This is a genomic window from Lysinibacillus sp. GW821-FHT14F06 (assembly GCF_058803665.1).
On sequence record NZ_JBXAPF010000042.1, the window covers coordinates 13,554 to 38,005 of the forward strand.

Here is a 24,452-nt window from a genome sequence, read left to right on the forward strand (position 1 = left end):
TCACAGAACTCCCTCCACTAATTGAATTAAAGTTTCTAGTTCTGCACGTTTTTCGTCAATTTCAGGCGTTTGATCCGCCCCTTCAATAGACTGTAATACACGTTGCCAATTTTCCTTTTCACGTGACCATTTTTTGATAAAAGTTGCTGATTTTCGCTGCATTAATTTCGGTCCAACTAAAACTTCTAGTTCCGTTAACTCCATCTGACTTCTTTGCAAAACAAGTATCTCATAAATTTTATCATCTTCCTCTAAAATCTCTTCATCAAGAATAGCCCAATTATGTGCTAAAGCCCACTCTCGAATCACCTTGGCATGAATATTTGGTTGCAAAATAAGGCGCGTAACTCCAAGTAGCTTTTCTGGATGCTTTTCTAATATAGATACAATGAGAGGACCGCCCATTCCAGCAATTGTAATAGTATCTACATGATCATCTTCTTCTACTGCTGCTAGACCATTGGCAAGTCGTACCTTAATTTTTTCTGATAAACCTTCTTTTTGTACCTGTCCAACTGCTGATTCATAAGGTCCTTTTACAACTTCGCCTGCGACCGCATAAGAGGCAATTCCCTTGTGAATCAAGTAGCATGGTAAATATGCATGGTCACTGCCAATATCAGCTACAACCGCACCTGTTGGAACAAATTTTGCTACTGTTTCTAATCGTTTTGATAGTTTTTGTGCATTCATGTTTTCCCGCCTGCCTTAAATAGAGTCCTTTAATAGTATGTATGAAATCATGCAAAAAAACAAATGGAGTTGTCTCTAATTTGAGCAACTCCATTGTTTATTACCAGAAATAAATATAGCTGTACTAAGTACGTTAAACGCTTTCAGTACAGCTACTTTTCAAATTATTTTAGAGTTGAAATGTACTCAGCGATTGCTTTTGCTTCCGCTTCGTTTTTCATTCCAGGTGTCATCGGTGTACCTTCAATACCGTTTGTTAAAACGTCTACGATACGAGCTTCATCTAAGCCATGTAGGTTTGGACCCACACTACCAGTTAAGTCACCGCCATGACAGCCGATACAAGATTGTACTAATGCAGAACCATCATCAGTAGCCTCTGTAGTTTCGCCACCGCCTTCTTTTTCAGCAGCAATTTCTTTTTTGTTCTCTTCGCCTGTTAAAGACATGAAGAAAATAAGACCAATACCAAATGCTAAAATTAAGATGTAAGGAACGACTGGATTGTTTTTCATATGTTTCCCCTCCTCATTGTAAATCTACTTCTATTATAATATAGAATCAGTCAACATCTAATATTGTACTGCATTAACCAAGAAACGAAAAGCCCTATTCGCTAAGTTTTCCTTTGTTTGTAACAAATTCGACATTTCTGTATCTATTGGATAAAATATGTCTTGCCATCACCAATTTTTGGTCCATCTAATACCATTTAACAATTAATCTTTGCTCTTCATTCTTGTAGTTAGCTTTCCACTATATACTCTTACATATACTTAAAAATGTATTTTTCTTCAATGAACATTTATTCTTGAAATCATCAAGTTGAATAAGCCATACTATTATCTTAATATATTTTAAATTCTGCTTTTTACCCTGAATTTTTTCTTAAAATCTTTTTTAATAAAGTCATACTACTTTTTTAGAAAAACACTAAATAGCAAATACGCTCAGCGCAAATGATTCTAGATTTTTTCTAAAATCAAGATAAAAAAGAATCTATCGCTATAAGCGTATAGATTCTTAAATGTTTCATAATAAATTTATGATATAATAACCAATCAATGCTAATAGTCCTAAAACTCCAGAGACTGTATAATACAGTAACTTCATTTTAATACCTGACCAAAGCCAAACTCCGCAATTTGCTGCAATTAAGCAAAATAAGGCTATATTATTTCCATTGAAATATGTAGTGTAAATTCGAATAGACATACTAAACAATAAAATAGCTGCTAACAAGTGGAAAATGGGTGTTAATAAATTATTTTTTTTCACCATTCGAAATGCCATAATGAATAAGATAAGTGCAGCAATTCCTACAATAACTGTTAAAATTAACGTTAATGAGGAGATTGTAAAATAGATAAATAGAAGAGCAATTATGGCAATACATATACCCACTATTAAAAGAAACATTTTTCTCTTTTCTGAGGGTAGCACTGCTTGCTTATGATGCACAGGATCTAACTCCTCTACATCTGCTCCCTCTGCATATAGAGCTGCTAAAAAGTCGCAGTAATGCTCTGGTAATAGCTTATTCTGCTTCCAAAACAAAATCTCATTTAAGATTATTTTTTTCCGAGGATTTGTCATAGTATTTGCTCCAAACATTGCTTAATAATGGTTGTTATTACAATTTTATCTCACAATTCTAAAAAGCACATCTGTAGAAAGTAACAAAAATATTCGATTTAACTCATGCTTATTATGTATTTTTAAGCTCTCTCGGTTTGTCAATTTATTATTATTTCCATACAATCAATTACGCCCAGAGCAATTGCGTCCAAGCTTTTCAAAGATCATTCATCCGCTGTATTGCTTTATCTTGATTCAGCACGCTGAATAAAAAAACACATTCATCTCGCCACCTGTAGAGATGAAGGTATTCTATACCTGACGATTCGTTTTCGGTACAAAAACGTTTGTTGCTGTCGCTTCGCTTTCGCACAGTAATGATTTGTTGCTGTCGCTTCGCTTTCGCACAGTAATGATTTGCTGAAATAAGATAAAAAAGAGCCAGCCAATTAGTTATCACTAATCAGTCAGCTCCATTTTTTCATGTTTATTCTAAGAAATCTTTTAAACGTTTACTGCGAGAAGGGTGGCGTAATTTTCTAAGTGCCTTTGCTTCTATTTGGCGAATACGTTCACGAGTTACACCAAATACTTTCCCTACTTCTTCTAAAGTACGTGTGCGACCATCATCTAAACCGAAGCGTAAACGTAGAACATTTTCTTCACGGTCAGTTAATGTATCTAACACATCCTCTAATTGCTCTTTTAATAATTCATATGCTGCATGGTCAGATGGAGATTGAGCTTCAGAATCCTCAATAAAGTCGCCTAAATGTGAATCATCTTCTTCTCCAATTGGTGTTTCAAGAGATACTGGTTCTTGTGCAATTTTTAAAATTTCACGTACCTTTTCAGGTGTTAAATCCATTTCTTCCCCAATTTCTTCTGGAGATGGTTCGCGACCTAAGTCCTGTAATAATTGGCGTTGTACACGAATTAATTTATTTATTGTTTCTACCATATGCACTGGTATACGAATCGTACGTGCTTGGTCGGCAATTGCGCGTGTGATTGCTTGGCGAATCCACCATGTCGCATACGTGGAAAATTTAAAGCCTTTGCGGTAGTCAAATTTCTCAACTGCCTTAATAAGACCCATATTCCCCTCCTGAATTAAGTCAAGGAATAGCATACCTCGTCCTACATAACGCTTCGCAATCGAAACCACAAGTCGTAAGTTTGCTTCTGCTAGACGTTTACGAGCTTCCTCGTCGCCTTGTTCAATACGTTCCGCTAATGCAATTTCTTGCTCTGCAGACAGTAAATCAACTCGACCAATTTCTTTTAAGTACATACGAACAGGGTCATTTATTTTTACGCCTGGTGGTACGCTCAAATCATTTAAGTCAAAAGTCTCTTCATTTGCTTCTTCTTTCATCAAGCTTTCTTCTTCAAATTCTTCTTTTCCAATAATTTGAATGTCTTTATGCTTTTCAAGATCCTCAGCAAAATGGAAAACCTCTTCATTTTCTAGTTCATACTGAGCTAGCTTCTCTGAAATCTCTTTCATTGAAATTTCACCATCTGTTTTCGCTTTTTCCTGCAGTAACTTTTTGGCTTCATCTAATGTAATTTCTACTTCTATCTCTTTTGAACGTTCTGACTTGTCCGCCATAAACCTTCCTCCTTCTAAACAACCGAATCGGGTTAAATCGCCGATAACGATTTTCTTAAATGAATAATCTGTTGGGCGATTTCAAGTGCACGCGCATACTCATGCATCTTCTCCGCTTCCTTTGACTCATGCATCTTTTGTTGAATTTCCTGCTCAATTCTATATTTTTGCAACTGACGTATAGAGTCTGTAACCTCTGCTTCAGCTTGGTCTGGATCTCTCTCTACTAAAGCTGCTTCCATGACAATTTTGCGTAATTCAGCGTCATCTAATATCTCAACAAATCGTTGATAATCAGGATGACCATATTCCTCATAAAAACCTACTAAGCGAACAAAAACTGCCATATAGGCATCTCGGACAAATGGCTCTTTTTGCTCACTACGTAATACCCTGTCCACTACATCTATATTATGAAGCATATGTGCGAGTAATAAACGTTCGGCACGTTCAGCTGCGTCCATAGGCTTTTGCTGCTGCGTGACTGGCATTGAAGGCGGAACGGGCATTTCTACTTTTGCAGAACGTACCTGATTAGCCTCTAACTTTCGGAATTGTGCATATATCGCTTCTTCCGAGATATTTGTTTGAGTGGATAGCTGCCGTATATACAAATCTCGTTCAACTGGAGAGGATCTGCCAATCAGTTGTTCAAGGACTTCTTGGATATATTGAAGCGTATCATTTTCAAATTGAAAGTTCTTATTTCGTCTAGCATGCATCATCATAAAAGCAATATACGCATGTGGGTTTTCCAAAATTTGTTCCTTAAATGCTTGTCCACCTAAACTACGAATGTACTCATCAGGATCTAGCTTATCTGGTAACACCGCGATATTCACTTTCATTCGTTCTGCTTGCAGTAGTTGTGCCGCTCTTTTTGCCGCGTCAAAACCAGCATTATCACCGTCATAGCAAATCGTAATCTGCTCTACTAAGCGCTTTAGCTTTGTAATATGCTGATTCGTCAGCGAGGTGCCCATTGTAGCTACGGCATTCGCTACACCAACAGAAGTTGCTGCTAAAACATCCATAAATCCTTCCATCAATACTACTTGACGATTTTTTCTGATTGAGGTTCGTGCTTTATCTAGGTTATATAGCACCTCACTCTTTTGAAAAATTGGTGATTCTGGACTATTTAAATATTTTGCCTCCTCACCAGTCGATGAAAGTATTCGTCCTGAGAAGGCAATAATTTTACCGTTCTCATCTCGAATGGGGAACATTATTCGCCCTCTAAATCGATCAAAATAGCGTTCCTCCCCTTCTCGCTTGATGACTAAACCACTTTCTGCGATTTCTTGTAAGTTATAACCTTTCCTTTCAAGCAATATCGTTAATGCATCAAAGCTTGGGAGAGACCATCCAATGCTATTAGATTCGATAAGTTCCCTTGTAAATCCTCTTTCTAGCAAATAATTTAAAGGTTCTTCACCATCTTCTGTGTTCAATAGTAAATGGTGGAAAAAATCCGCTGCAAAAGCGTGTGCTTCTTTCATCCTTTCTTCTGCCTTAGATATCTTTTTCGTTACGTCCGGTAAAGTTGGTCCAACATCTAAATGTATGCCAGCACGTTCACCAAGTTTCACGACTGCGTCCGGGAAAGAAATCCCTTCAATATCCATGATAAAAGTAATAGCATTACCGCCTGCACCACAACCAAAGCAATGAAAAATTTGTTTGTCTGATGACACAGAAAAAGATGGTGTTTGTTCTCCATGAAATGGACAGAGACCAAACCAATTGCGCCCACGTTTTGTAAGCTGCATGTATTCACTTATGACATCAACAATATCCGATTGTGTACGAATCTGTTCAATCACTTCTTCTGGAATCTTCCCTGCCAAATTCATCACCATCTTTAATTTACGTTCTAAAACACAATTCGCTATTCGTTTTAAAAATCCTTTAATTCTCGACAAAAAAATAGGATTTTTCTCTTTTTAAATATTTTTACCACAATTTTATTATTATAAAACAAAAATTAGTTTTTATCTATACTATTTTCTAAAAGCGACTCAAAAAAACCGCCCCATACTACCGAGGTGGTTTAGCAAAATTCCATGCTTATTTACAAGTCGAGATATGTTCAATAATGACATTCGCTGTTTCTTCTACAGCCTTGTTCGTCACATCAATAACCTTACAGTCAATTCTCCCGACAATTTTTTCAAAATGCTGGATTTCTTCTAATATACGATTATGCTGTGCATAGATTGCATCATCATTCAATCCTAGAGTCATTAATCTTTCTTTTCTAATCGAGTTTAATTTATCAGGAGAAATAATTAAACCGAAACATCTTTTTGGATCAATCTGGAATAGTTCTTCAGGTGGCTCCACTTCTGGCACTAATGGCACATTCGCCACCTTATAGCGTTTATGTGCTAAATATTGTGATAAAGGTGTTTTGGAGGTACGTGAAACACCTACAAGGACAATATCAGCCTGTAATAATCCACGCGGATCTCTGCCATCATCATATTTTACTGCAAATTCAATGGCCTCAATTTTTTTAAAATAATCATCATCCAACTGGTGAACAATCCCTGGTGCCTCTAACGGGAATTCTTCCATAAAGGCTGCCATTGTTTTTAATGCAGGACCTAAAATATCAACAGCATGTATTTTTTCCTGCTCACACAGTTTCTGCATCAATGAACGCATTTCCTGTCGAACCAGTGTGTATATAATAAATGCCTGTTGCTTGGCCGCAAGACAAACAATTTTTTGGATGAGCTCCTCTGATTGAATATATGGAAAACGTCTAATAACCGTGTTCTCCAAACCAGGCCGAAACTGGCTCATAACTGCTTTCGCTACTTGATCACCAGTTTCACCGACCGAATCAGATACAACAAAAACGCGTAGTCTTTTCATGCTGCACTCCTTCAAAATTTAGACATTCTGCGCGAGTGATAAGAAAGCACGTGTAATCGTCGTTTTTGTAAGACGACCTACAATTGTCAAGCCACCTTCCTGTGGTTCTACTACAGGTAGCGAATCGACTTCTCGTTCAATTAATTTATTCGCCGCGACAACTAAAGAATCTGATCGCTCACAGTAAGAAATATTGGGCATGCGCGTCATAATAATATGTACAGGTATTTTGTTTAAATCCTGTGTGCCAATACTTGTACGTAGTAAATCCTTACGAGATAGTACACCTGTCAGAAACTCATTCTTATCCACGACAAAGAGTGTACCAACATCCTCCGAAAACATAAAGCAAATCGCATCATAAACAGTCATTGTTTCCGGTACAACTACAGGTCCTGAATGAAAATCTTTCACTTTTAAATTGTGAATACTATCCATTAATGTAACAGATGCTTTTTTTCCTGAATAGAAATAGCCAACCCTTGGTCGTGCATCTAAAAAGCCCGCCATCGTGAGAATAGCCAAATCTGGTCTTAAAGTCGCTCTTGTCAGATTGAGACGCTCTGCAATATGTTCGCCTGTAATTGGCCCATTTTCTTTCACAATTTGTAAAATGTCTTCCTGACGTTTATTGAGTTCGATTGGACTCACCGCCTCAAATCTAATAGTGTTATACTTATGCTCAATTATTATATACTATTTTAATAATTATTGCGAATTAAAGAACTACATGCTACAATATTGACACATACGCTTGCTCTATATGTATTTTCGAGCAATATTGCGTTATACAGGCGATGAAGGGAAAAAAGTATCTGTTCTATTTAATAGCGAGTAGAAGATGGTGAAAGTCTACACAGTGACAGAGAAAAGGCACTCCTTGAGCTAACTTTTTAAAAAGAGGTTTTAAACAGTTTGTTTAAAACAATCAGGGTGGAACCGCGGGTATTAGCACTCGTCCCTGGGCATCTATTGTGCCCGGAGACGGGTGCTATTTTCATTTAGCCTAGACTAAGTGAAAAACTTTGGCGTTTTACCGCAAAAACACAAAATGAAAATTTTCAAGGAGGCTATATTATGGCTAACAAATCAATGGAAACAATCGTATCATTAGCAAAGCACCGTGGTTTTGTCTTTCCAGGCTCGGAAATCTATGGAGGCTTAGCAAACACTTGGGATTACGGTCCATTAGGTGTAGAACTAAAAAATAATATTAAAAAAGCTTGGTGGCAAAAATTTGTTCAAGAATCCGAGCACAATGTAGGACTAGATGCTGCCATCTTGATGAATCCTAAAGCATGGGTGGCTTCTGGTCACGTTGGTAACTTTAATGATCCAATGGTTGATTGTAAAGCGTGTAAAGCACGTCATAGAGCGGATAAAATCATCGAAGACGCTGCGTTAGCGAAAGGCGATGAAATCATTGTCGATGGTATGACATTCGATCAAATGAAAGAAACAATGATTAAGTATGATGTGGTATGTCCTGATTGCGGCAAGGCTGATTTCACAGATATTCGCCAATTCAATTTAATGTTTAAAACATTCCAAGGCGTAACCGAGTCTTCTACAAACGAAATTTATTTACGTCCTGAAACTGCACAGGGTATTTTCGTGAACTTTAAAAACGTTCAACGCTCTATGCGTAAACGCACTCCGTTTGGTATTGCACAAATCGGTAAATCATTCCGTAACGAAATTACTCCTGGTAACTTTACTTTCCGTACTCGCGAATTTGAACAAATGGAGCTTGAATTTTTCTGTAAGCCTGGCGAAGACCTTGAATGGCATGCATACTGGAAGGAATTTTGTAAAAACTGGTTATTAAATTTAGGAATGAAAGAAGAGTCTATGCGTCTTCGTGATCATGAGGAAGATGAATTATCTCACTATTCGAATGCTACTACGGATATCGAATTTAAATTCCCATTTGGTTGGGGAGAGCTTTGGGGTGTAGCTGATCGTACAGATTACGATTTAAAACAGCATATGGATCACTCTGGTGAGGACTTCACTTACATTGACCCAGCTACAAACGAACGCTATGTACCATACTGTATTGAACCTTCTTTAGGTGCTGACCGTGTAACATTAGCATTCCTGTGTGATGCATATGACGAGGAGGAGCTTGAAGGTGACGATAAGCGTACCGTTTTACGCTTCCACCCTGCTCTTGCACCATTTAAAGCAGCTGTCCTTCCACTTTCTAAAAAGTTATCTGATGAGGCTACAAATGTTTGGGCGGAACTTCGTAAAGCATTCCCAGTTGACTTTGATGAATCACAATCAATAGGCAAACGATACCGTCGTCAGGATGAAATTGGAACACCATTCTGTATCACATACGACTTTGACTCACAAGAGGATGGTCAAGTAACGGTACGTCATCGCGATTCCATGTCTCAAGTTCGTATGCCAATTGCCGATGTGAAAGCATATATCGAGAAACATCTTCAATTCTAAATATAAAAGCATCGTAAAAAGGGAGCCTGCAAATTGCAGCTCCCTTTTGGCTATGCCTTTAATGTAAAAAATAAACGCTCCTGCATCTTCTCCTCAAAGGAGAATCTTTTCATGCTCATTCCCACCAAGCTTACTAATAATTCCTCTATATCTACAAGAGAATAATATAGGAATGTACCCTCTCGCATAGGGCGAACTCGTTTTTCTACTGTGAGCTCATCCTCAATAAAATAAGCCACATTTACATCACAATGTTCCATCAATTGTGTGATTCGCTGATCGTCACCTGGATTTATGAAGAATGGTACAATTTTGTCAATATACAAAATACTCTGTACTAGTTTTATGAAAAAGTTTTCACGAAGCGAGGTTTCTACAACTAAAATAGTTGTTTGTTCGTGATGATAATCCATGTACAAAACATTTAATTGCTCTTCCAATAATTTTTTAAGTATATTAATAGAGTTTCTATATTTCGTCATATCTGTCTGAATTTCTCTAGTCAATAAACGCAAAATGCGAAAGGCTGGCAAGAAGATTCTTAAGACAATCTCTTTTGGATGTAAGTGATCAATTAATTTATTAAAATGGATTCTTAAGTTAGTTTCGTCACAGCGAATTAATTGCTCAACAAATAAATTAAAAATTTCTTCAAAGCTATCCGCACGATAATCAATCATTTTCACAATTTTCACACTATAATTCAAAGGTAAATTCATAGATGTTTGTTCATCCAACAATTTAACTTTCGGCAACGTTGGGAATAAATCATAGACAAGTTCAACTTGAGCACTTCGATTATCAGATAATAAGACTACTGAGTTAACAGGATAAATCCCTAAGCACTCCACAAATTTATGCATGAACTTTTCGTTATACAATTGTCGGTCGCGATATAAAACAGCTAATGCATCCGTTGCAGCATATCCTGTATGATAAACACGTTTTGATGTCATTGCTGAATATACATCAATGATTTGCAGTAATTGCACTCCTTCGCTCATTTCATCCGCACATAGTTTATTTGGATAGCCTTTACCAGCAAAGCGCTCATGGTGATCACGTGCCAGATAAGCAATATCCTCTTCCCCATTTTCAATAAGTAACTCATAGCCTTTCGTTGTGTGCGTTTTGACTACCTCAAATTCATCTTCCGATAACTTTCTTTTCAGATTTAGAATTTCCTGTGGAATAAATACTTTGCCTATGTCATGGAACAAATATCCTCGTGCTAACGTTTCGATATCAGTTAACCCTAAGTAACGTGCAAAGATTGTGCCTAAAACAAACACATCAAATGAATGGACAAAGGAATATTCATCCCATTCTCTTAATCGCATAAGTAAATCGTAGCGATGTTTCTTTTCTAAAATTTTTTCAAAAACACCTCGTACATAAGCAGTGTCCTGCATGCTTTTTAAAATTTGACCATAGCGTAATTCATGGACAACATTCTCCAATGTCGTCATAAATAGCGTACTTACTTTTTCTTTATACTCATCTACCTTATTTTCTTTATCCATCAGCGGGGCAAAGACATCCTCGTACTCCTTTGTTCGCTGAACACTTAAATCATGGACAATTCGGACTGAATCTGATGGTAAATAAACAGCTAATTCATCTACTTTTCTAAGTTTAAGTAATGCAATAATCCGATCAGTTAAAACTAACTCTTTTTTAGCTAATAATTGATACTCAGAAAAAATATCCTCAGCCAAAATATCATTTGCTTCAACTTCATCAATACTTAATGTCACTTTTCTTAGCATATTTTTTGCCACATACGCAATGTTCTAGCATTATGTGACTCCCTCCTTCTTCCATAGGACTGCGTTGTTCTAAAAAACATCTTTGCTGATAGAGGCATGTTTTACATTTTATATGCATGTCAGATCTATATGAATTGGACTAGTTTTATATGGATATTAAATGTATAAATTATACCAGAATAATTTTAATGTCATAACCTATATTTATTACAATATCATAGGTTAAAATGCCTTTTCAACTAGTATATGGGTCTTGAATGATTAGTTAATACTATGATTATATTAAAAACTATTCAAAAAATAAATCTTTAAACCTAATACCTCCATATAATATCTGATATTAATCATATAAAAATAATGATTAAAGAACTATAAAAAGTGAATTACAAATACATTTATATAAATTTCAAATAAAAATATCTTAAAAATTTTATTTCTGAAAAAAACTAAATTTTTGTTTTTTTACGCTATTTAAGTTAGCCTCTTGCTCAATTTGTCCTACGATTTAATGTGAAGCATTTAAAAGAATACTTATACATTAGCATTATGACAAAATAATTACGGGATATTTTCATTTAAAAGTGACCAAATATTAGAAGTACTCTCTAAGAGGATAACATTTCCTCTATTCTCACTACATACATTTTGATATAAATAAAGTATTATAGTTAATCTTAAATGTTAATTAACAATAATTTAACATTGTACGGTAATTCCAACCTAAATTATTCACTCGTCCGGAAGTTTGAATATATAATCGGAAGGATTTTTCACAAGCAAAAGATAAGGTAATACTATAAAAATTTATTTTCATTACTTTGGAGGAAATCACTTGAAGACCCATCGTTTCTATCAAATTGCAATTGCCTCAGCATTAGCCACAAGTGCAATTGTAATTACACCCTCAGTAAATGCTGCGACTATTTTCCCTGACATCAATGCTTCAACAGAAGAAGGCAAAGCTATTATCAATTTAGCACAACGCGGCATTATTTCAGGCTACCCTGATGGCACTTTTAAACCAGCAAACCCAATCACACGTACGCAAGCCGCAAAAATTTTAGCAGGAATGTTAAAGCTTGACACTGTACATGTAAAAAATCCCCATTTTATGGATGTCCAACCTGGCGATGAGAATTATGGTGCAATTGCAGCTTTAGCAAACGCAGGCATCATTAGTGGCTCAAATGGTTATTTTCACCCAGCAAATAATATTACACGCGGACAAATGTCAAAAATGATTGTAAAAGGCTTCGAATTAAACATTACTGATGACATTGACATTCCATTTTCCGATGTAAAGGTAGGAAGTGAATACGAACCGTTTATCAAAACTCTTTTTGCCAATAGCATCACAAAAGGTACAACACCTACTACCTTTAGTCCACAGAGCCATGTGAAGCGCTCCCAATTAGCGTCGTTTGTAGTTCGTGCGGAACATGCACAAGGGAACGCAACTGTTTATGCTAGTCAATTCAGTCAGGATTATATCTTCGCTTCTTACGGTGGCATTGAGCCTGCAGAGGATATTTTTACATGGGATGAAGAAGATGATATGACGGAGTCCATCACGATAAAACCGTTAAAAGAGGGAACAGGAAAATTAGTCGTAACAGGCTTTAAGGAAGACACAGAGGAATTTACAGATATCTTTTATATTGTTCATGTTAACAATGTAAATGGAAAACTACAAACAACTTTACAAGAAGTAAAGGAAGAAGATTATGTAGAGAACTTACCGCTTAACTTAATGGAAAACGACTTAAATTTTATCCCTACTGAAGTAAGTATTCAAACTACAGATGGTCAAGTTTTATCACCAGCATCGTATGATTTCAAAGCAAACAACCAATCTGCATTCATTTCCATCTTTAAAAATGGGCAATATTTATTAACATTCTCCAACGGCACTCAACAACAAGTGATGGCAGCTGATGTTACTACGTATGATTTTGTGAGAAGTATTGATTTGTATCAAATTACAGATGAATTAGTTTTTTCAAGCGACCAACTAAAGTTTGAGCCGAAAAGTGTTGCTTTAGAAAAGTTAGATTTAGAGTCCACAGCAGTTAAAGCAATCATAGAGGATAATCAAGTAAAGGTTACACCCTTAGCAGAAGGAACCGCAATTTTACATATTACAGGTAAAAACGGTGAAACTGTCTACCTCTATATAGAATTTGCTAAAATCACTGATAAGTGGGCTAGCTACCATGAATTCTTTCAAGATGAAGAAGCATTTTAATATATCAATTTCGCCTTGGCGTAATTGAGTCCGGATTTTGGATTGTGCCAGCACAATTCATTCCTTTGAAAATCTGTGACATCCACCAGAGGCTTTGTATCAACAAGATGTTGGTCACTCAGTCATTGCCACAGGACGTGGCGTTTTTAGACTGAGTTTCTCTATTTCAGTAGGTGTTTGGACACCCACTGAAAAGGAACCAATACCCCATTCATCTCACCACTTGTAGAGGTGGAAGGCTTCTACTGAATGAAGATAAAAATGCCAAAAGATCCAGTTAAGGGTCTTCTGGCATTTTTTCTGTTTCAACATTTGTTCTCAATTGTAATTCTGGCGTTCTCTCAAGTTGCTCGATAAATTTTTTAGTCTTAAAACGAATACCTGTTTGTTCCTCATAAATGGTCGTAATAATTTTTTTGATAAAATACTTTGTTTCCTTTTTTAATTCCAGCTTACCAATCTGATCAATTGGTACAGTGTAAAACATTCGAATCAGCTTCAGTTGCGTCGGCGTTAGTCGAATAATGTAAGGATCATGCTGATAACATCGATGACATAAAAAGCCTCCCTGTGCAAAGGAAAATGCAAATTCCCCATCCACTGCCCCACAAGTAGCGCAGGCATGTAAAATAGGTTGAACCCCTGTATAGGGCAACATCTTCCATTCAACGAACAATGTAATAGCTTCAGGATCATAGCCTTCCTCAATTGCTTGCAATGCATGTAAAAGGACATCAAATGCAAATGGTTCAGCTTTTCCCTCTTCCACTACTCGTTCAACAAGTTCCATGATATAACTTGCATATGCTGTTGCCATGATGTCTTCACGTATATGTCGCATCGAATTGAGATGCTCGCCTTGTTGCAATGTTCCCATACCTGTATGATGCTGGACCATAAACATACCGTATGTAAACGGCTGTGTCACAGATGCTAGTCTACTCGAAGGCTTTTTAGCACCTCTTGCCATTGTTGCCACTTTACCAGCTTCTCTTGTTAGTAAAGTCACAATTTTATTGGATTCTCCGTAGGCCCGTACCTTTAAAACAATGCCTTCCCATTTATGTAGCATCAGACTTCCTCCTTTCAACAAATTTGCCATGAAAATAGAGCTCTCCAAATTTTTTTGGACAGCTCCATTCAAACGATTAATGGGCTATATTGTTATTTCTTTAACAGCATGACCTCTTAATATTCATCATCACGGAAACCAAGGTCACGTAAATGTGTTGATTTGTTTCGCCAATCTTTTTGCACCTTTACCCAAAGCTCTAAATAGACTTTTGAACCAAGAAGCATCTCAATATCTTTTCGTGCACGTATACCTACTTCTTTTAATAGTGCTCCACGTTTACCAATCACAATACCTTTTTGAGAATCTCTTTCCACGATAATCGTAGCTGCTACATGAATTTTATCTTCATTTTCCTCATCGCGGCGAATTTTATCAATAACGACTGCAATCGAATGTGGCACTTCTTCGCGTGTTAAGTGTAATACTTTTTCACGAATTAACTCTGAAATAATAAATCGTTCAGGATGGTCTGTTACTTGGTCTGCCGGATAGTACTGCGGACCTTCTGGCAAGTATTTCGTTAATGTTGCCAGCAGATTCTCAACATTATTTCCTTGTAATGCTGAAATTGGAACAATCTCCGCAAAGTTATAGCGATCTTTGTAGCTCTCGATGATTCCTATTAATTCATCGGGATGGATTTGATCTATTTTATTGATGACTAGGAAGACAGGCGTTGGGTTCCCTGCCAGCATTTCAAGGATGAATTCATCACCCTTTCCAAGTTTCTGCTCTGCATTGACCATGAACATAATAACATCCACTTCTCGCAATGTATTTTTAGAAACTTTAAGCATGAAATCGCCAAGCTTATGCTTAGGTTTGTGGATTCCAGGTGTATCAATAAAAATCATTTGGCTATCATTTGTTGTTAGTACACCTTGTACTTTATTTCGTGTTGTTTGTGGCTTATCACTCATAATCGCAATTTTTTGACCAATAACACGGTTTAAGAATGTTGACTTCCCAACATTTGGTCGACCGATAATGGAGATAAAGCCTGACTTATAGCCTGTATTATTTTCCAGCATTTTCTAGATCCTCCGTTGTAAATGCAAATGGTAGTAATTCGCCAACTGACGTTACTGTTACATCACCTTTTAAGTTTGTTAAATAAACAGGCATGGAAGGAGCACAAAACTCCATCATCACTTGACGACAAGCTCCACACGGCGCACATGGTCCGTCTGTATCAGCAACTATAGCAATTGCCTGAAAGTCATAAATTCCTTCTGATACAGCCTTGAAAAATGCAGTTCTTTCAGCACAATTGGTCATACTATAGCCAGCATTTTCAATATTACAGCCATGGATAACCTCACCGTTTATTGTTAAAAGGGCCGCGCCTACTTTAAATTTAGAATAAGGAACATAGGCCTTTTCACGCGCTTTTTTTGATTCTTCTAGTAATGCATGCATATCAATTGTCATTAAAGTTCTCCTTTTGCAAAATAAATCCTAATTCTTCAGCTTGTTGATCCTTTATGACCGAAAAATTATTAAAGCTAAAACCATTTCGGTATAAAGATGAGTAATCCGATTATAGCACTGAATATCGCAAATACAAGTACAGCGCCTGCCGCAAGATCCTTCGCTTGCTTGGCAAGTGGATGAATATTCGGTGATGCTAAATCCACAACACGTTCAATTGCAGTGTTCACCATTTCAAGCGCAAACATGAGTGCTATTAGCAAAAGCACAATATACCATTCCATACGTGATAATCCTGTAAAATAGCCAGCAATCAATACAACTCCTGCACTTAGCAAATGTGACTTAAAGTTTTGCTCTGCACAAGCTGTCTTAATCCCTATAAAGGCATAGCCAAAAGAGTGTACATATTTGCGAACATCCATTTAATCCCGTCCTAAGCCAAAAGATTGTAAAATCTCATCTTGCTTACCAAACATAATTTTTTCATCTTCAGGTACCATGTGATCGTAGCCAAGTAAGTGCAAGAATCCATGGACCGCTAAAAATCCTAATTCTCTTTCAAATGAATGACCATATTCCTGTGCTTGTTCTTTTGTACGATCCGTTGAAATAATGATATCTCCCAAAATGCGAGGCATTCCTTCAAAGGTAACTTCTATTTCACCTTCTCCTAATTCCTCTAGAGCAAATGAAATTACATCTGTAGGCTGATCCTTATCACGATATTCTCGGTTTATTTCTTGAATCGCTTCATTTGTAACAAAGGTCACCGATACTTCTGTTTCGGGTTCAATATTTTCTATTTTCGCAGCATGCTGTAATAGCTGCTCAACAAGCTCCATATGTTCTTTTGTCACTTCATTTGTTTCATCTGTAAAATCAATTGTTAAAATCATAGATCCTCCTACTTATCTGCCTTTGGATATTCAATACGTGAGTGGAAAATTCCATTCAGCGTTTCACAAAGTACTCGCTCTATACATTTTAACTCTTTTATTGAAATATCGCATTCATCAAACTGATGATCCTGTACTCTATCATCAATAATAGCTCGTACAAGCTTATGAATTTTTTCTGCATTAGGTTCCTTCATCGAGCGTACTGCCGCTTCAACGCTATCCGCTACACTAATAACAGCCGCTTCCTTTGTTTGAGGTTTTGGACCAGGATAGCGGAACTTAGCTTCATCAAAATCTTTTCCTTCTTCCTTTGCTTTGTATAAGAAGAATTTCAATAAACTTGTTCCGTGATGTTGCAAGGCAATATCAATGATTTCCTGAGGCATTTTATAGCGTTTTAACATCTCAGCACCATCAGTGGTATGTGCAATAATAATTTCTGCACTCGTCTCTGGCGGTAATGAATCATGTGGATTATTCCCTGACATCTGATTTTCAATGAAAAATGCTGGACGTTTCGTTTTCCCAATATCATGATAATAACACCCAACTCGTGCTAATAATCCGTCCGCCCCAATTTCCTCACATGCTGCCTCCGCCAAATTTGCAACCATTACACTATGATGATATGTTCCTGGTGCTTCCATTAGTAACTTTTTCAACAATGGATGGTTCGGATTAGAAAGCTCAATTAAACGCAACGACGATAAAAGACCAAATGCTGATTCAAAAAATGGTAAAAGCCCCATTGTCAGAGCTCCTGAAAGTAAGGCCGATAACATGGCTGCGATAAAATAAAACAATAACTCCGACAAACCATAAGATGATTGTGTCATCAGTAAATAAAAAGCAATAAAAGCTATATTGACTAATCCAATGACACCTACAGCATGTAAAATATGCGAACGTTTTTCCACACTACGCATAAAGAAGATGCTCGCAAAGCCTCCAAAAATAATATACAGTGTAATTTCCATCTGCATAACAGATGAATATCCCTCTTGAAAAATTACTCCTGCAGACGCTGCTGTCATCACTGTAATCAAAACTGCTGCACGTTCATTCGCTAATAATCTGACCAGCATTGTCGCCAAAGCTGTTGGAAATAGAAATGCAACAGTAACGTCAAAGCCACCTGAGACTAAGCTAATAAATTTCATCAGCACAACAGAGAGGGTATACACAATACCTGTTACCAATAAGCTATTTCGTTTTTTATGCTCATCTGCCTCCAAGCGTTCAAACAGAATAAACATAAACATCATTTGCAGGAAGATTAAAATAATAAGACCCGCGATTGGTTTTAAGGATGCCTTATTACTCACCATACCTAAAAGCTCTAATTGACGAAACGCCTCATTATCTATAATCTGACCTTCCTGTACAATGATTTGGCCTTGAAGAATTCGAGTTGGCTCAATCGATTCTTTCGCCTGCTCCTTACGAATTTTCGTTTGTTCCTCATTAATTGTTTCGTTTTCGATAATACTTGTACGCCCAATTAAGACAACAGTATTATAAATTCTATCTGGATAGCCTCGCTGTCCGCGAATTTTCGTTTCAAAATCATTTTGTGCCACGTATACATTTTCTGCACGAATGGATTTCTGTAAATATTCTTGGACGAGCTTAGAAAGTTGAGTGCTTGTTCTTGTTAAATCTGCCTCACTTTGTATGAGCAACCCCTCTAGCTGTGAATCCGTAAAGATGATAGGCATTTGATCTGAATCAATGGATTCAAATTTTTTGCGAAGCTGTGCCACTTGGTCCACATTCGGAACAGGCTCTTTGCTTTTCTCAACATCTTTCTTCACTTCAAGTACATAGTCAAATAATGATGTGACAATTGCAGCACGTTGCTTTGCGACATCCTCTGAAAATTGATAGACTGGTGCAACTGCATTAGCTGCTTTCTCTCGTTCTTGCTGTGTTTTATAAGTGTCTTCAATCGTTTTTGTTGATCGAACTGTTTCTGGCGCTAATTGTAATGGTTTGAAATCATATGTAACACCTTTAACATTGCCATACATAAAGGCAAATTGCAGGGACCCTGTTAAGATGAGAACGACAATTAAAAAATAGCGAAAACCGATTAGTTCAGTAAGTTTTCGAAGTTGTTTCTCCATTCGGCACCTCCTCTATCTACTTACTATCATACCAATTCAAAAAACATTTTTCTCGAAAAATGTATAAGAAAGAAAAAAACAGCTATACAATTTAGTATAGCTGTCACATTATTTTCCCATTTTACAACCAAATTCGCGCAAAAACGATAAATCCGTGTGTATCTTTTTAGCATGAGCATTTCTACTACTACATGCCACAAGAAAGATACCATTGTACCTGACGCTTCGCTTTCTTAGCAACCAATCTAAAGCTGCTGATCTTCGTAAGCTTGGATGATTTTTGCAACGACTGGATGTCGTACTACATCACCTTGTTCTAATATTTGGAAATGAATTGGTTTAACATATTTTAATGTACGTTCTGCAACAATCAATCCAGATTCTGTATTTTTAGGTAGGTCGATTTGCGTTTTATCGCCAGTAATAACCATTTTCGAACCAAAGCCTAATCGCGTTAAAAACATTTTCATTTGCGGATGTGTCGTATTTTGAGCTTCATCTAAAATAACAAAGGCATCATCTAATGTTCGCCCACGCATGTATGCTAATGGTGCAATTTCAATCGTGCCTCGTTCAATAAGACGCTGTGTTTGCTCAGCTCCATAGATATCATTTAAAGCATCGTAGAGTGGTCGTAAATATGGATCAACCTTTTCCTTCAAATCTCCAGGAAGAAAGCCTAAGGACTCTCCTGCTTCTACTGCAGGACGTGTTAAAATAATACGTTTGACGTGCCCATTTTTTAGTGCTTGTGTTGCCATGACTACCGCTAAATACGTTTTCCCAGTACCAGCAGGACCAATACCGAAAACAACGTCTTTATGGCGGATTGCTTGTATGTATTCTCGTTGACCAATTGTTTTTGCACGAATTGGTTTTCCTTTTGTTGTGCGTGCTATTTCTTCATCATAAAGTTCTGCAAAATATTCGATTGTTCCTTTTTGTGTCATTTCAATAGCTGTTGCAACATCACGTTGATCAATATTAATTCCTTTGCGGATGACCTTTAAAAGTGCCTGTAAAAGAAATGTTGCTTGTTCCTTTGCATCCTCTTCACCAGCTAACTGAATTTGTTCTCCACGTGTAATAATATGAACTTGAAGAGCCTCTTCGATTAATTTCATATTGGCATCGGAAATTCCGAGTAGCATAACCGCTTCGTTAGGATTATCCACTTGTAAAACAGTTAAATGTTCTGACATAATCATTCTCCTTGTTGGCCTTGTATTGGGTTTGCAATGTTTTCATTGACTAAAAATAGAACTTTCCCTTCAACTGTACCATTCTCCCACTTTACCTGTAAAAGGTTTTCTTTTTTAATGACCGTTTTCGCAGGTAATGAACGTATAACCTTTTCATGTAATAATGGTAAAAGTAAAGAATCGACTTTGGATTTATCAAGCTCTACCTGCATTTTTTTAGTGTTCTGCTCTTCCACAATTGAAACATACGGATCAAGCCAGTTCGGTAAATCTTTCTTTTGCACATAGTCAATTTTTTCTTGATGGATGCCCTTCACTAATACACGCCATTGCTTCTGCTGTAGCGTTTCTAATGTTATTTTTGTTGGAATTTTAAATGAACATTCCAGCCAATAATCAGCATAGACCTCACCTTTTGCACCAACAAACACTTGATCTGTACCGCTTTCAATAACACCACTAACAAGGACATCACCTTCGTAGGCAGTATCATTCACTGAAATTTTCCGCTCTCCATTTTGGATATTAAAATGCGTAATAACGCCACTTTTTGTTGCAACTAAATGTGAAGCAAGCTTTTCATTCGTTAGTTTTGTTTGTTTAGGTGATTCCTGAGGTCGTAAAATAACACGTCCTCCATGCTTTTCAATGTGCACCCATGAAAGATCACGATGCGCTTCAAGTAGCTTCTGACGAATAATAGCATCAGATGGTAAATTTTTTTTAGACATAGGCTTTTCTAATTGAAAGGTTTCTTGAAAGGTTTTGTCAATACGCTGCTCTAATTCTGGTGACGCTGCTTTGATATCAACACGCCAAATAACTTGTGCACATAGCAATGGAATGGCAATCATCATTGCCAAACCAAGTACAGTCCAAAGCTGTGCTCGAAAAACCTGAAGCTCATCCGAATAATAGACAGCCATCTTCAGTCGATAATGCCTACGTACACGACGAATTTTTGGTAAATAATGCATTGTCGTTTCAAAGGTAACCTCTTGCTCACGAAAGACAACACGCTTTAATGGCACATGCTGTACATGCAATGCTTGAATAAAAGGATGAACATTTTCATGGCGCTTTATACGTATGATAATTGGTCGGTTATTCCACATTATCCCTCACACCCATATCCTTTGTCATTTTCACATGAAGTTCCTGTAGATCCTCTACAGAAAGGTGAAGCATCTCTTCTTTAAGAGCATGAATGTCCAATGATTTTCCTCGCACCATTATATGATAGTCAGCATAAATAAAGGAGCATGACGAAGCATCTGCATGAAGAAAACGATATGGGCCAATGATTTTTAATGATTCATATTGCGATAATTCAAGCAGCGGCGTCAACTGAAATAATTTTTTCATAAAAAATGCCTCCTTCTTCGGCAATATATGCTTCGAAAAAGGAGGACATGCTAGTTATTTTCTTTTTGCTTTTGGAGGACCTAAAACCTCCGCCATGACAACAGCCTGCATCAAAGATCTTTTTGAATTCGGTAATTGAAAAGCAGAATGTGATTGAGCTGCTTCTTTAATATTTTTCCCAGTTTCTAAGCGACCAACACTTTTTCGATTTGAGGCACGACTCACTGACTCAATTGGAACGATTGGTGGTGCTACATAGCTAGGTTCTTCCTCTCTGCCTTTTTCTTCGACAATATTCTTCGTCTGTTCTACCTTAGGGTCATTGTTCTTCCACTCGCCTAAAAATTCACGTGCAAAATCCTCAAAGTTTTGTGATTTAACAACAGGTCGTTGAGAAGGAGCCACTTCTGCTTTTGTCAAAGTGGTTGGTTCAACATGGGAACCCTTATTGAAAGGTGGCATTTGTTTATGTTCTTTTTTAGTTTTTGATTTACCGAAAATAGAGCTGACTATGGCAATTATCGCAAATATAATTAATTGTTCCATATATTAGTACCGCTCCTTTCCGTTTTTTTAGGCGTTAGGTTCATTTGTTTCTGATTTATCTGAGCTTACTTTAGAAATTGAGTCTCGCATAGCTGTATCTGCTTGAATATTTCGATAGTTCATGTAATCCATTATACCAAGATTACCAGAACGAAGTGCCTCTGCCATCGCTTGTGGTACCTCAGCCTCTGCTTCTACTACTTTGGCTTTCATTTCTTGAACGCGGGCAATCATTTCCTGCTCGTTTGCAACGGCCATAGCACGACGTTCCTCAGCCTTCGCTTGAGCAATATTTTTATCTGCTTGCGCTTGTTCAATTTGTAATTCTGCACCGATATTTTTACCGATATCAACATCCGCAATATCAATCGATAAGATTTCAAATGCTGTACCAGAATCTAAGCCCTTAGATAAAACAGTTTGAGAAATCATATCTGGATTTTCAAGAACCGTTGTATGACTAGAAGCACTACCAATTGTTGAAACAATCCCTTCACCTACACGGGCAATAACTGTTTCTTCACCAGCACCACCGACTAAACGTTCGATGTTTGCACGAACAGTAATACGTGCCTTTGCTTTTACTTCAATCCCATTCATCGCAACACCTGCAATAAATGGTGTTTCAATGACTTTCGGGTTAACAGACATTTGTACCGCTTCTAATACATCACGACCAGCTAGATCGATTGCTGCACAGCGTTCAAATGTTAACTCGATATTTGCACGATGGGCTGCGATTAACGCATTGACAACTCGGTCAACATTACCACCTGCTAAATAGTGACTTTCTAGTTGATTAATCGTCACAGGTAAGCCTGCTTTATGTGCTTTAATTAAAGGATTCACAATTCGTGATGGAATTACTCGACGTAAACGCATCCCGATTAATGTGAAAATACTAACACGGACGCCTGCTGCAAGTGCAGAAATCCACAGTGCTACTGGTACAAAGGTAAAGAATACTGCAACTACAATAAATAATAAGACTAGCCCGACAATTGGACCTATTAAGGCTAAATCAAATCCCATTTATTACTCCTCCATCTCTTTTTCTGATGGTCTCACAACAATACGTGAGCCCTCTACTTTAATAATTTCTACATGTTTCCCAGCATCAACATAGCCGCCTTCTGATACCACATCAATGCGCTCACTTCCAAATAGTATCGTACCTGCAGGACGAAGTGGTGTAATCGTTTTCCCCACTTTTCCAAGCAACTCTGGACGGTTAATATTAGACACATAGCCCTCTTCCGTCGTTGTTGCATCCATCAATACTAATTTGTTTAAGACATGCAATTTTTTACCGAAAAATTTCATCAGGATCACCATTCCTATTATCGCAACAACAAGCGCAATGAAAATTGCTATAATCATTTGCATCATGCTTGCACCTGCCAGTATGAGACTTAGTAATATTAGCACGCCACCTAAAATACCAATAATACCACCGGGGACAAAAAACTCTGCAATGACAAGCGCTAAGCCCAAAATGAATAACAGTAAAGATTCATAACCAGCTAAGCCTGCCACCATATGACCAAAGAAAAATAATCCAAGTGCTGATAATCCCATTATACCTGGAACACCGAAACCTGGCGAATATAGCTCCATCACAAGCCCTAAGCTAGCAATTGACAATAAAATTGGCACGATAATTGGATTCGTAATAAACCGAGCAAGTTTTTCAGAAAAAGTAGGTTCAATCGATACGACTTCACTACCCTTTAACTTTGTTTTTTCAAGTAGCTCCTGGAAATTCGAAACCGTTCCTTTAGAATAATCAACTTTTTCTGCTTCTGAAGCTGATAGCGTTAATAAATTTCCCTTCCCCGCTCGAAATTCTGATAAATCCACAGATACATCTGCCATTGCTCGTGCATATAATGGGTTTCGATTTTTTGCCTCTGCAGCTGCCTCCATTTGAGCAACCCATGCACTATGAGACTTTAAATCTGCTGCTTTACCTGCTGAGTCAATCACTGCAGCCGCACCGATTGTTCCATTTGGGACCATATAGATTTCATCTGCATGTAAGGCTAGAAAAGCACCTGCTGAATGGGCATCTCTATTAATAAACGCAATTTTTCTTATAGGCGTCGCATCCATTAACATTGCGATATCCCCTGCTACATTCACGAAACCGCCAGGCGTATGAATGTCTAAAATAATCGCCTCAGCATTATTTTCTTCCGCCTCTTTAAAAGCTCGTTCTAAAAATGCGTGAAGACCTCGTTCTACTTCATTCTGGATTGGTATGTGGTAGACCTTACTACTTGCAAAAGCAGATGTTAGTGGAAACGCTAACAAAAAGGTCATCCAAATAACCAATAGATAGCTGAGGATTCTCCGTCTTCGCATCTTTTTCCCTCCCTTCTTACATGCTTCTCTCTTGTATATACGACTGACCTTGTAAAAAGTTTCACATATTTTTATTATTTTATTATACAGCGAATATATCCTTTGTATGGCATAACCTTTGGTACTTCACCATATGTAAAAAGCCGAATAAATCTGAAAGATTACATTCGGCCTTTTATATGTACGCAAATTTGA

Annotated in this window: 22 protein-coding genes; 2 read left to right on the forward strand and 20 right to left on the reverse strand. The window is 37.2% G+C overall.

Annotated elements, in window-relative coordinates:
* From AC1RNS_RS23700 to ccpN, 7 genes are all read right to left on the reverse strand, one after another.
* Positions 1–693: a tRNA (adenine(22)-N(1))-methyltransferase gene (locus AC1RNS_RS23700; RefSeq protein WP_492996237.1), complete on the reverse strand. Its 693-nt coding sequence runs from the start codon at positions 691–693 to the stop codon at positions 1–3.
* A 164-nt stretch (positions 694–857) separates the two neighbouring features.
* Positions 858–1,208: a c-type cytochrome gene (locus tag AC1RNS_RS23705; protein ID WP_492996239.1), complete on the reverse strand. Its 351-nt coding sequence runs from the start codon at positions 1,206–1,208 to the stop codon at positions 858–860.
* 517 nt (positions 1,209–1,725) lie between these two features.
* Positions 1,726–2,289: a hypothetical protein gene (locus AC1RNS_RS23710; protein WP_492996241.1), complete on the reverse strand. Its 564-nt coding sequence runs from the start codon at positions 2,287–2,289 to the stop codon at positions 1,726–1,728.
* Positions 2,290–2,758: 469 nt separating this feature from the next.
* Positions 2,759–3,886 (reverse strand): RNA polymerase sigma factor RpoD, encoded by a 1,128-nt coding sequence (rpoD, locus tag AC1RNS_RS23715; protein ID WP_283868738.1) that lies wholly within the window; start codon positions 3,884–3,886, stop codon positions 2,759–2,761.
* Positions 3,887–3,918: 32 nt separating this feature from the next.
* Positions 3,919–5,748 (reverse strand): DNA primase, encoded by a 1,830-nt coding sequence (gene dnaG, locus AC1RNS_RS23720; RefSeq protein ID WP_492996284.1) that lies wholly within the window; start codon positions 5,746–5,748, stop codon positions 3,919–3,921.
* Positions 5,749–5,956: 208 nt separating this feature from the next.
* Positions 5,957–6,769, reverse strand: coding sequence for a pyruvate, water dikinase regulatory protein (locus tag AC1RNS_RS23725; protein ID WP_492996243.1), 813 nt, complete (start codon positions 6,767–6,769; stop codon positions 5,957–5,959).
* 18 nt (positions 6,770–6,787) lie between these two features.
* Entirely contained in the window at positions 6,788–7,420 is a 633-nt protein-coding gene (ccpN, locus tag AC1RNS_RS23730; RefSeq protein ID WP_492996245.1) for a transcriptional regulator CcpN, read from the reverse strand.
* Between the two features lie 426 nt (positions 7,421–7,846).
* On the opposite strand from ccpN, the gene AC1RNS_RS23735 reads away from it, so the two are divergent.
* Complete coding sequence (locus AC1RNS_RS23735) at positions 7,847–9,232, forward strand: glycine--tRNA ligase (protein ID WP_492996246.1); 1,386 nt, start codon at positions 7,847–7,849, stop codon at positions 9,230–9,232.
* A gap of 50 nt (positions 9,233–9,282) precedes the next feature.
* On the opposite strand, the gene AC1RNS_RS23740 is transcribed toward AC1RNS_RS23735, so the two are convergent.
* Positions 9,283–11,001 (reverse strand): HD-GYP domain-containing protein, encoded by a 1,719-nt coding sequence (locus tag AC1RNS_RS23740; RefSeq protein ID WP_492996248.1) that lies wholly within the window; start codon positions 10,999–11,001, stop codon positions 9,283–9,285.
* 832 nt (positions 11,002–11,833) lie between these two features.
* Here AC1RNS_RS23740 and AC1RNS_RS23745 point away from each other — a divergent pair.
* Positions 11,834–13,246 (forward strand): S-layer homology domain-containing protein, encoded by a 1,413-nt coding sequence (locus AC1RNS_RS23745; protein WP_492996250.1) that lies wholly within the window; start codon positions 11,834–11,836, stop codon positions 13,244–13,246.
* Positions 13,247–13,523: 277 nt separating this feature from the next.
* Here AC1RNS_RS23745 and recO read toward each other — a convergent pair whose 3' ends face one another.
* The 12 genes from recO to AC1RNS_RS23805 all read right to left on the reverse strand — a co-directional run bounded on the left by recO (position 13,524) and on the right by AC1RNS_RS23805 (position 24,257).
* Entirely contained in the window at positions 13,524–14,318 is a 795-nt protein-coding gene (gene recO / locus AC1RNS_RS23750; RefSeq protein ID WP_492996251.1) for a DNA repair protein RecO, read from the reverse strand.
* 116 nt (positions 14,319–14,434) lie between these two features.
* Entirely contained in the window at positions 14,435–15,352 is a 918-nt protein-coding gene (gene era, locus AC1RNS_RS23755; protein ID WP_492996253.1) for a GTPase Era, read from the reverse strand.
* Complete coding sequence (locus AC1RNS_RS23760; RefSeq protein WP_492996255.1) at positions 15,339–15,752, reverse strand: cytidine deaminase; 414 nt, start codon at positions 15,750–15,752, stop codon at positions 15,339–15,341. Before AC1RNS_RS23760 ends, era begins: the two co-directional genes overlap by 14 nt.
* Positions 15,753–15,826: 74 nt before the next feature.
* Positions 15,827–16,177 carry a diacylglycerol kinase family protein gene (locus AC1RNS_RS23765; protein WP_492996256.1) on the reverse strand — a complete coding sequence of 117 codons (351 nt, stop codon included), beginning with the start codon at positions 16,175–16,177 and terminating at the stop codon, positions 15,827–15,829.
* Positions 16,178–16,651 (reverse strand): rRNA maturation RNase YbeY, encoded by a 474-nt coding sequence (ybeY, locus tag AC1RNS_RS23770; protein ID WP_492996257.1) that lies wholly within the window; start codon positions 16,649–16,651, stop codon positions 16,178–16,180. It abuts the gene before it with no gap.
* An 8-nt stretch (positions 16,652–16,659) separates the two neighbouring features.
* A complete protein-coding gene (locus AC1RNS_RS23775; RefSeq protein ID WP_492996259.1) occupies positions 16,660–18,780 on the reverse strand; it encodes an HD family phosphohydrolase in 2,121 nt (706 codons plus the stop codon).
* 245 nt (positions 18,781–19,025) lie between these two features.
* Complete coding sequence (locus AC1RNS_RS23780; protein WP_492996261.1) at positions 19,026–19,982, reverse strand: PhoH family protein; 957 nt, start codon at positions 19,980–19,982, stop codon at positions 19,026–19,028.
* 2 nt (positions 19,983–19,984) lie between these two features.
* On the reverse strand, positions 19,985–21,097 hold the full coding sequence (locus tag AC1RNS_RS23785; protein ID WP_492996263.1) for a sporulation protein YqfD: 1,113 nt from the start codon (positions 21,095–21,097) through the stop codon (positions 19,985–19,987).
* A complete protein-coding gene (locus AC1RNS_RS23790; RefSeq protein WP_492996264.1) occupies positions 21,087–21,347 on the reverse strand; it encodes a hypothetical protein in 261 nt (86 codons plus the stop codon). The genes AC1RNS_RS23785 and AC1RNS_RS23790 overlap by 11 nt, the downstream gene beginning before the upstream one ends.
* Before the next feature lie 54 nt (positions 21,348–21,401).
* The gene (locus AC1RNS_RS23795; RefSeq protein ID WP_492996266.1) at positions 21,402–21,893 is read right to left on the reverse strand and encodes a YqfB family membrane protein; all 492 of its coding nucleotides are present in this window, start codon (positions 21,891–21,893) and stop codon (positions 21,402–21,404) included.
* 27 nt (positions 21,894–21,920) lie between these two features.
* Positions 21,921–22,925, reverse strand: coding sequence for a flotillin-like protein FloA (gene floA / locus AC1RNS_RS23800; protein WP_492996267.1), 1,005 nt, complete (start codon positions 22,923–22,925; stop codon positions 21,921–21,923).
* A 3-nt stretch (positions 22,926–22,928) separates the two neighbouring features.
* Positions 22,929–24,257 carry an NfeD family protein gene (locus AC1RNS_RS23805; protein ID WP_492996269.1) on the reverse strand — a complete coding sequence of 443 codons (1,329 nt, stop codon included), beginning with the start codon at positions 24,255–24,257 and terminating at the stop codon, positions 22,929–22,931.
* Positions 24,258–24,452: the final 195 nt, after the last annotated feature.

What these genes read in the sequence shown, in the direction of transcription:
- AC1RNS_RS23700 (WP_492996237.1), bottom strand. Translation starts at nt 693, where the DNA reads ATGAATGCACAAAAACTATCAAAACGATTAGAAACAGTAGCAAAATTT.
- AC1RNS_RS23705 (WP_492996239.1), bottom strand. Translation starts at nt 1,208, where the DNA reads ATGAAAAACAATCCAGTCGTTCCTTACATCTTAATTTTAGCATTTGGT.
- AC1RNS_RS23710 (WP_492996241.1), bottom strand. Translation starts at nt 2,289, where the DNA reads ATGACAAATCCTCGGAAAAAAATAATCTTAAATGAGATTTTGTTTTGG.
- rpoD (WP_283868738.1), bottom strand. Translation starts at nt 3,886, where the DNA reads ATGGCGGACAAGTCAGAACGTTCAAAAGAGATAGAAGTAGAAATTACA.
- dnaG (WP_492996284.1), bottom strand. Translation starts at nt 5,748, where the DNA reads ATGGTGATGAATTTGGCAGGGAAGATTCCAGAAGAAGTGATTGAACAG.
- AC1RNS_RS23725 (WP_492996243.1), bottom strand. Translation starts at nt 6,769, where the DNA reads ATGAAAAGACTACGCGTTTTTGTTGTATCTGATTCGGTCGGTGAAACT.
- AC1RNS_RS23735 (WP_492996246.1), top strand. Translation starts at nt 7,847, where the DNA reads ATGGCTAACAAATCAATGGAAACAATCGTATCATTAGCAAAGCACCGT.
- AC1RNS_RS23740 (WP_492996248.1), bottom strand. Translation starts at nt 11,001, where the DNA reads ATGCTAAGAAAAGTGACATTAAGTATTGATGAAGTTGAAGCAAATGAT.
- recO (WP_492996251.1), bottom strand. Translation starts at nt 14,318, where the DNA reads ATGCTACATAAATGGGAAGGCATTGTTTTAAAGGTACGGGCCTACGGA.
- era (WP_492996253.1), bottom strand. Translation starts at nt 15,352, where the DNA reads ATGCTGGAAAATAATACAGGCTATAAGTCAGGCTTTATCTCCATTATC.
- AC1RNS_RS23760 (WP_492996255.1), bottom strand. Translation starts at nt 15,752, where the DNA reads ATGACAATTGATATGCATGCATTACTAGAAGAATCAAAAAAAGCGCGT.
- AC1RNS_RS23765 (WP_492996256.1), bottom strand. Translation starts at nt 16,177, where the DNA reads ATGGATGTTCGCAAATATGTACACTCTTTTGGCTATGCCTTTATAGGG.
- ybeY (WP_492996257.1), bottom strand. Translation starts at nt 16,651, where the DNA reads ATGATTTTAACAATTGATTTTACAGATGAAACAAATGAAGTGACAAAA.
- AC1RNS_RS23775 (WP_492996259.1), bottom strand. Translation starts at nt 18,780, where the DNA reads ATGGAGAAACAACTTCGAAAACTTACTGAACTAATCGGTTTTCGCTAT.
- AC1RNS_RS23780 (WP_492996261.1), bottom strand. Translation starts at nt 19,982, where the DNA reads ATGTCAGAACATTTAACTGTTTTACAAGTGGATAATCCTAACGAAGCG.
- AC1RNS_RS23785 (WP_492996263.1), bottom strand. Translation starts at nt 21,097, where the DNA reads ATGTGGAATAACCGACCAATTATCATACGTATAAAGCGCCATGAAAAT.
- AC1RNS_RS23790 (WP_492996264.1), bottom strand. Translation starts at nt 21,347, where the DNA reads ATGAAAAAATTATTTCAGTTGACGCCGCTGCTTGAATTATCGCAATAT.
- AC1RNS_RS23795 (WP_492996266.1), bottom strand. Translation starts at nt 21,893, where the DNA reads ATGGAACAATTAATTATATTTGCGATAATTGCCATAGTCAGCTCTATT.
- floA (WP_492996267.1), bottom strand. Translation starts at nt 22,925, where the DNA reads ATGGGATTTGATTTAGCCTTAATAGGTCCAATTGTCGGGCTAGTCTTA.
- AC1RNS_RS23805 (WP_492996269.1), bottom strand. Translation starts at nt 24,257, where the DNA reads ATGCGAAGACGGAGAATCCTCAGCTATCTATTGGTTATTTGGATGACC.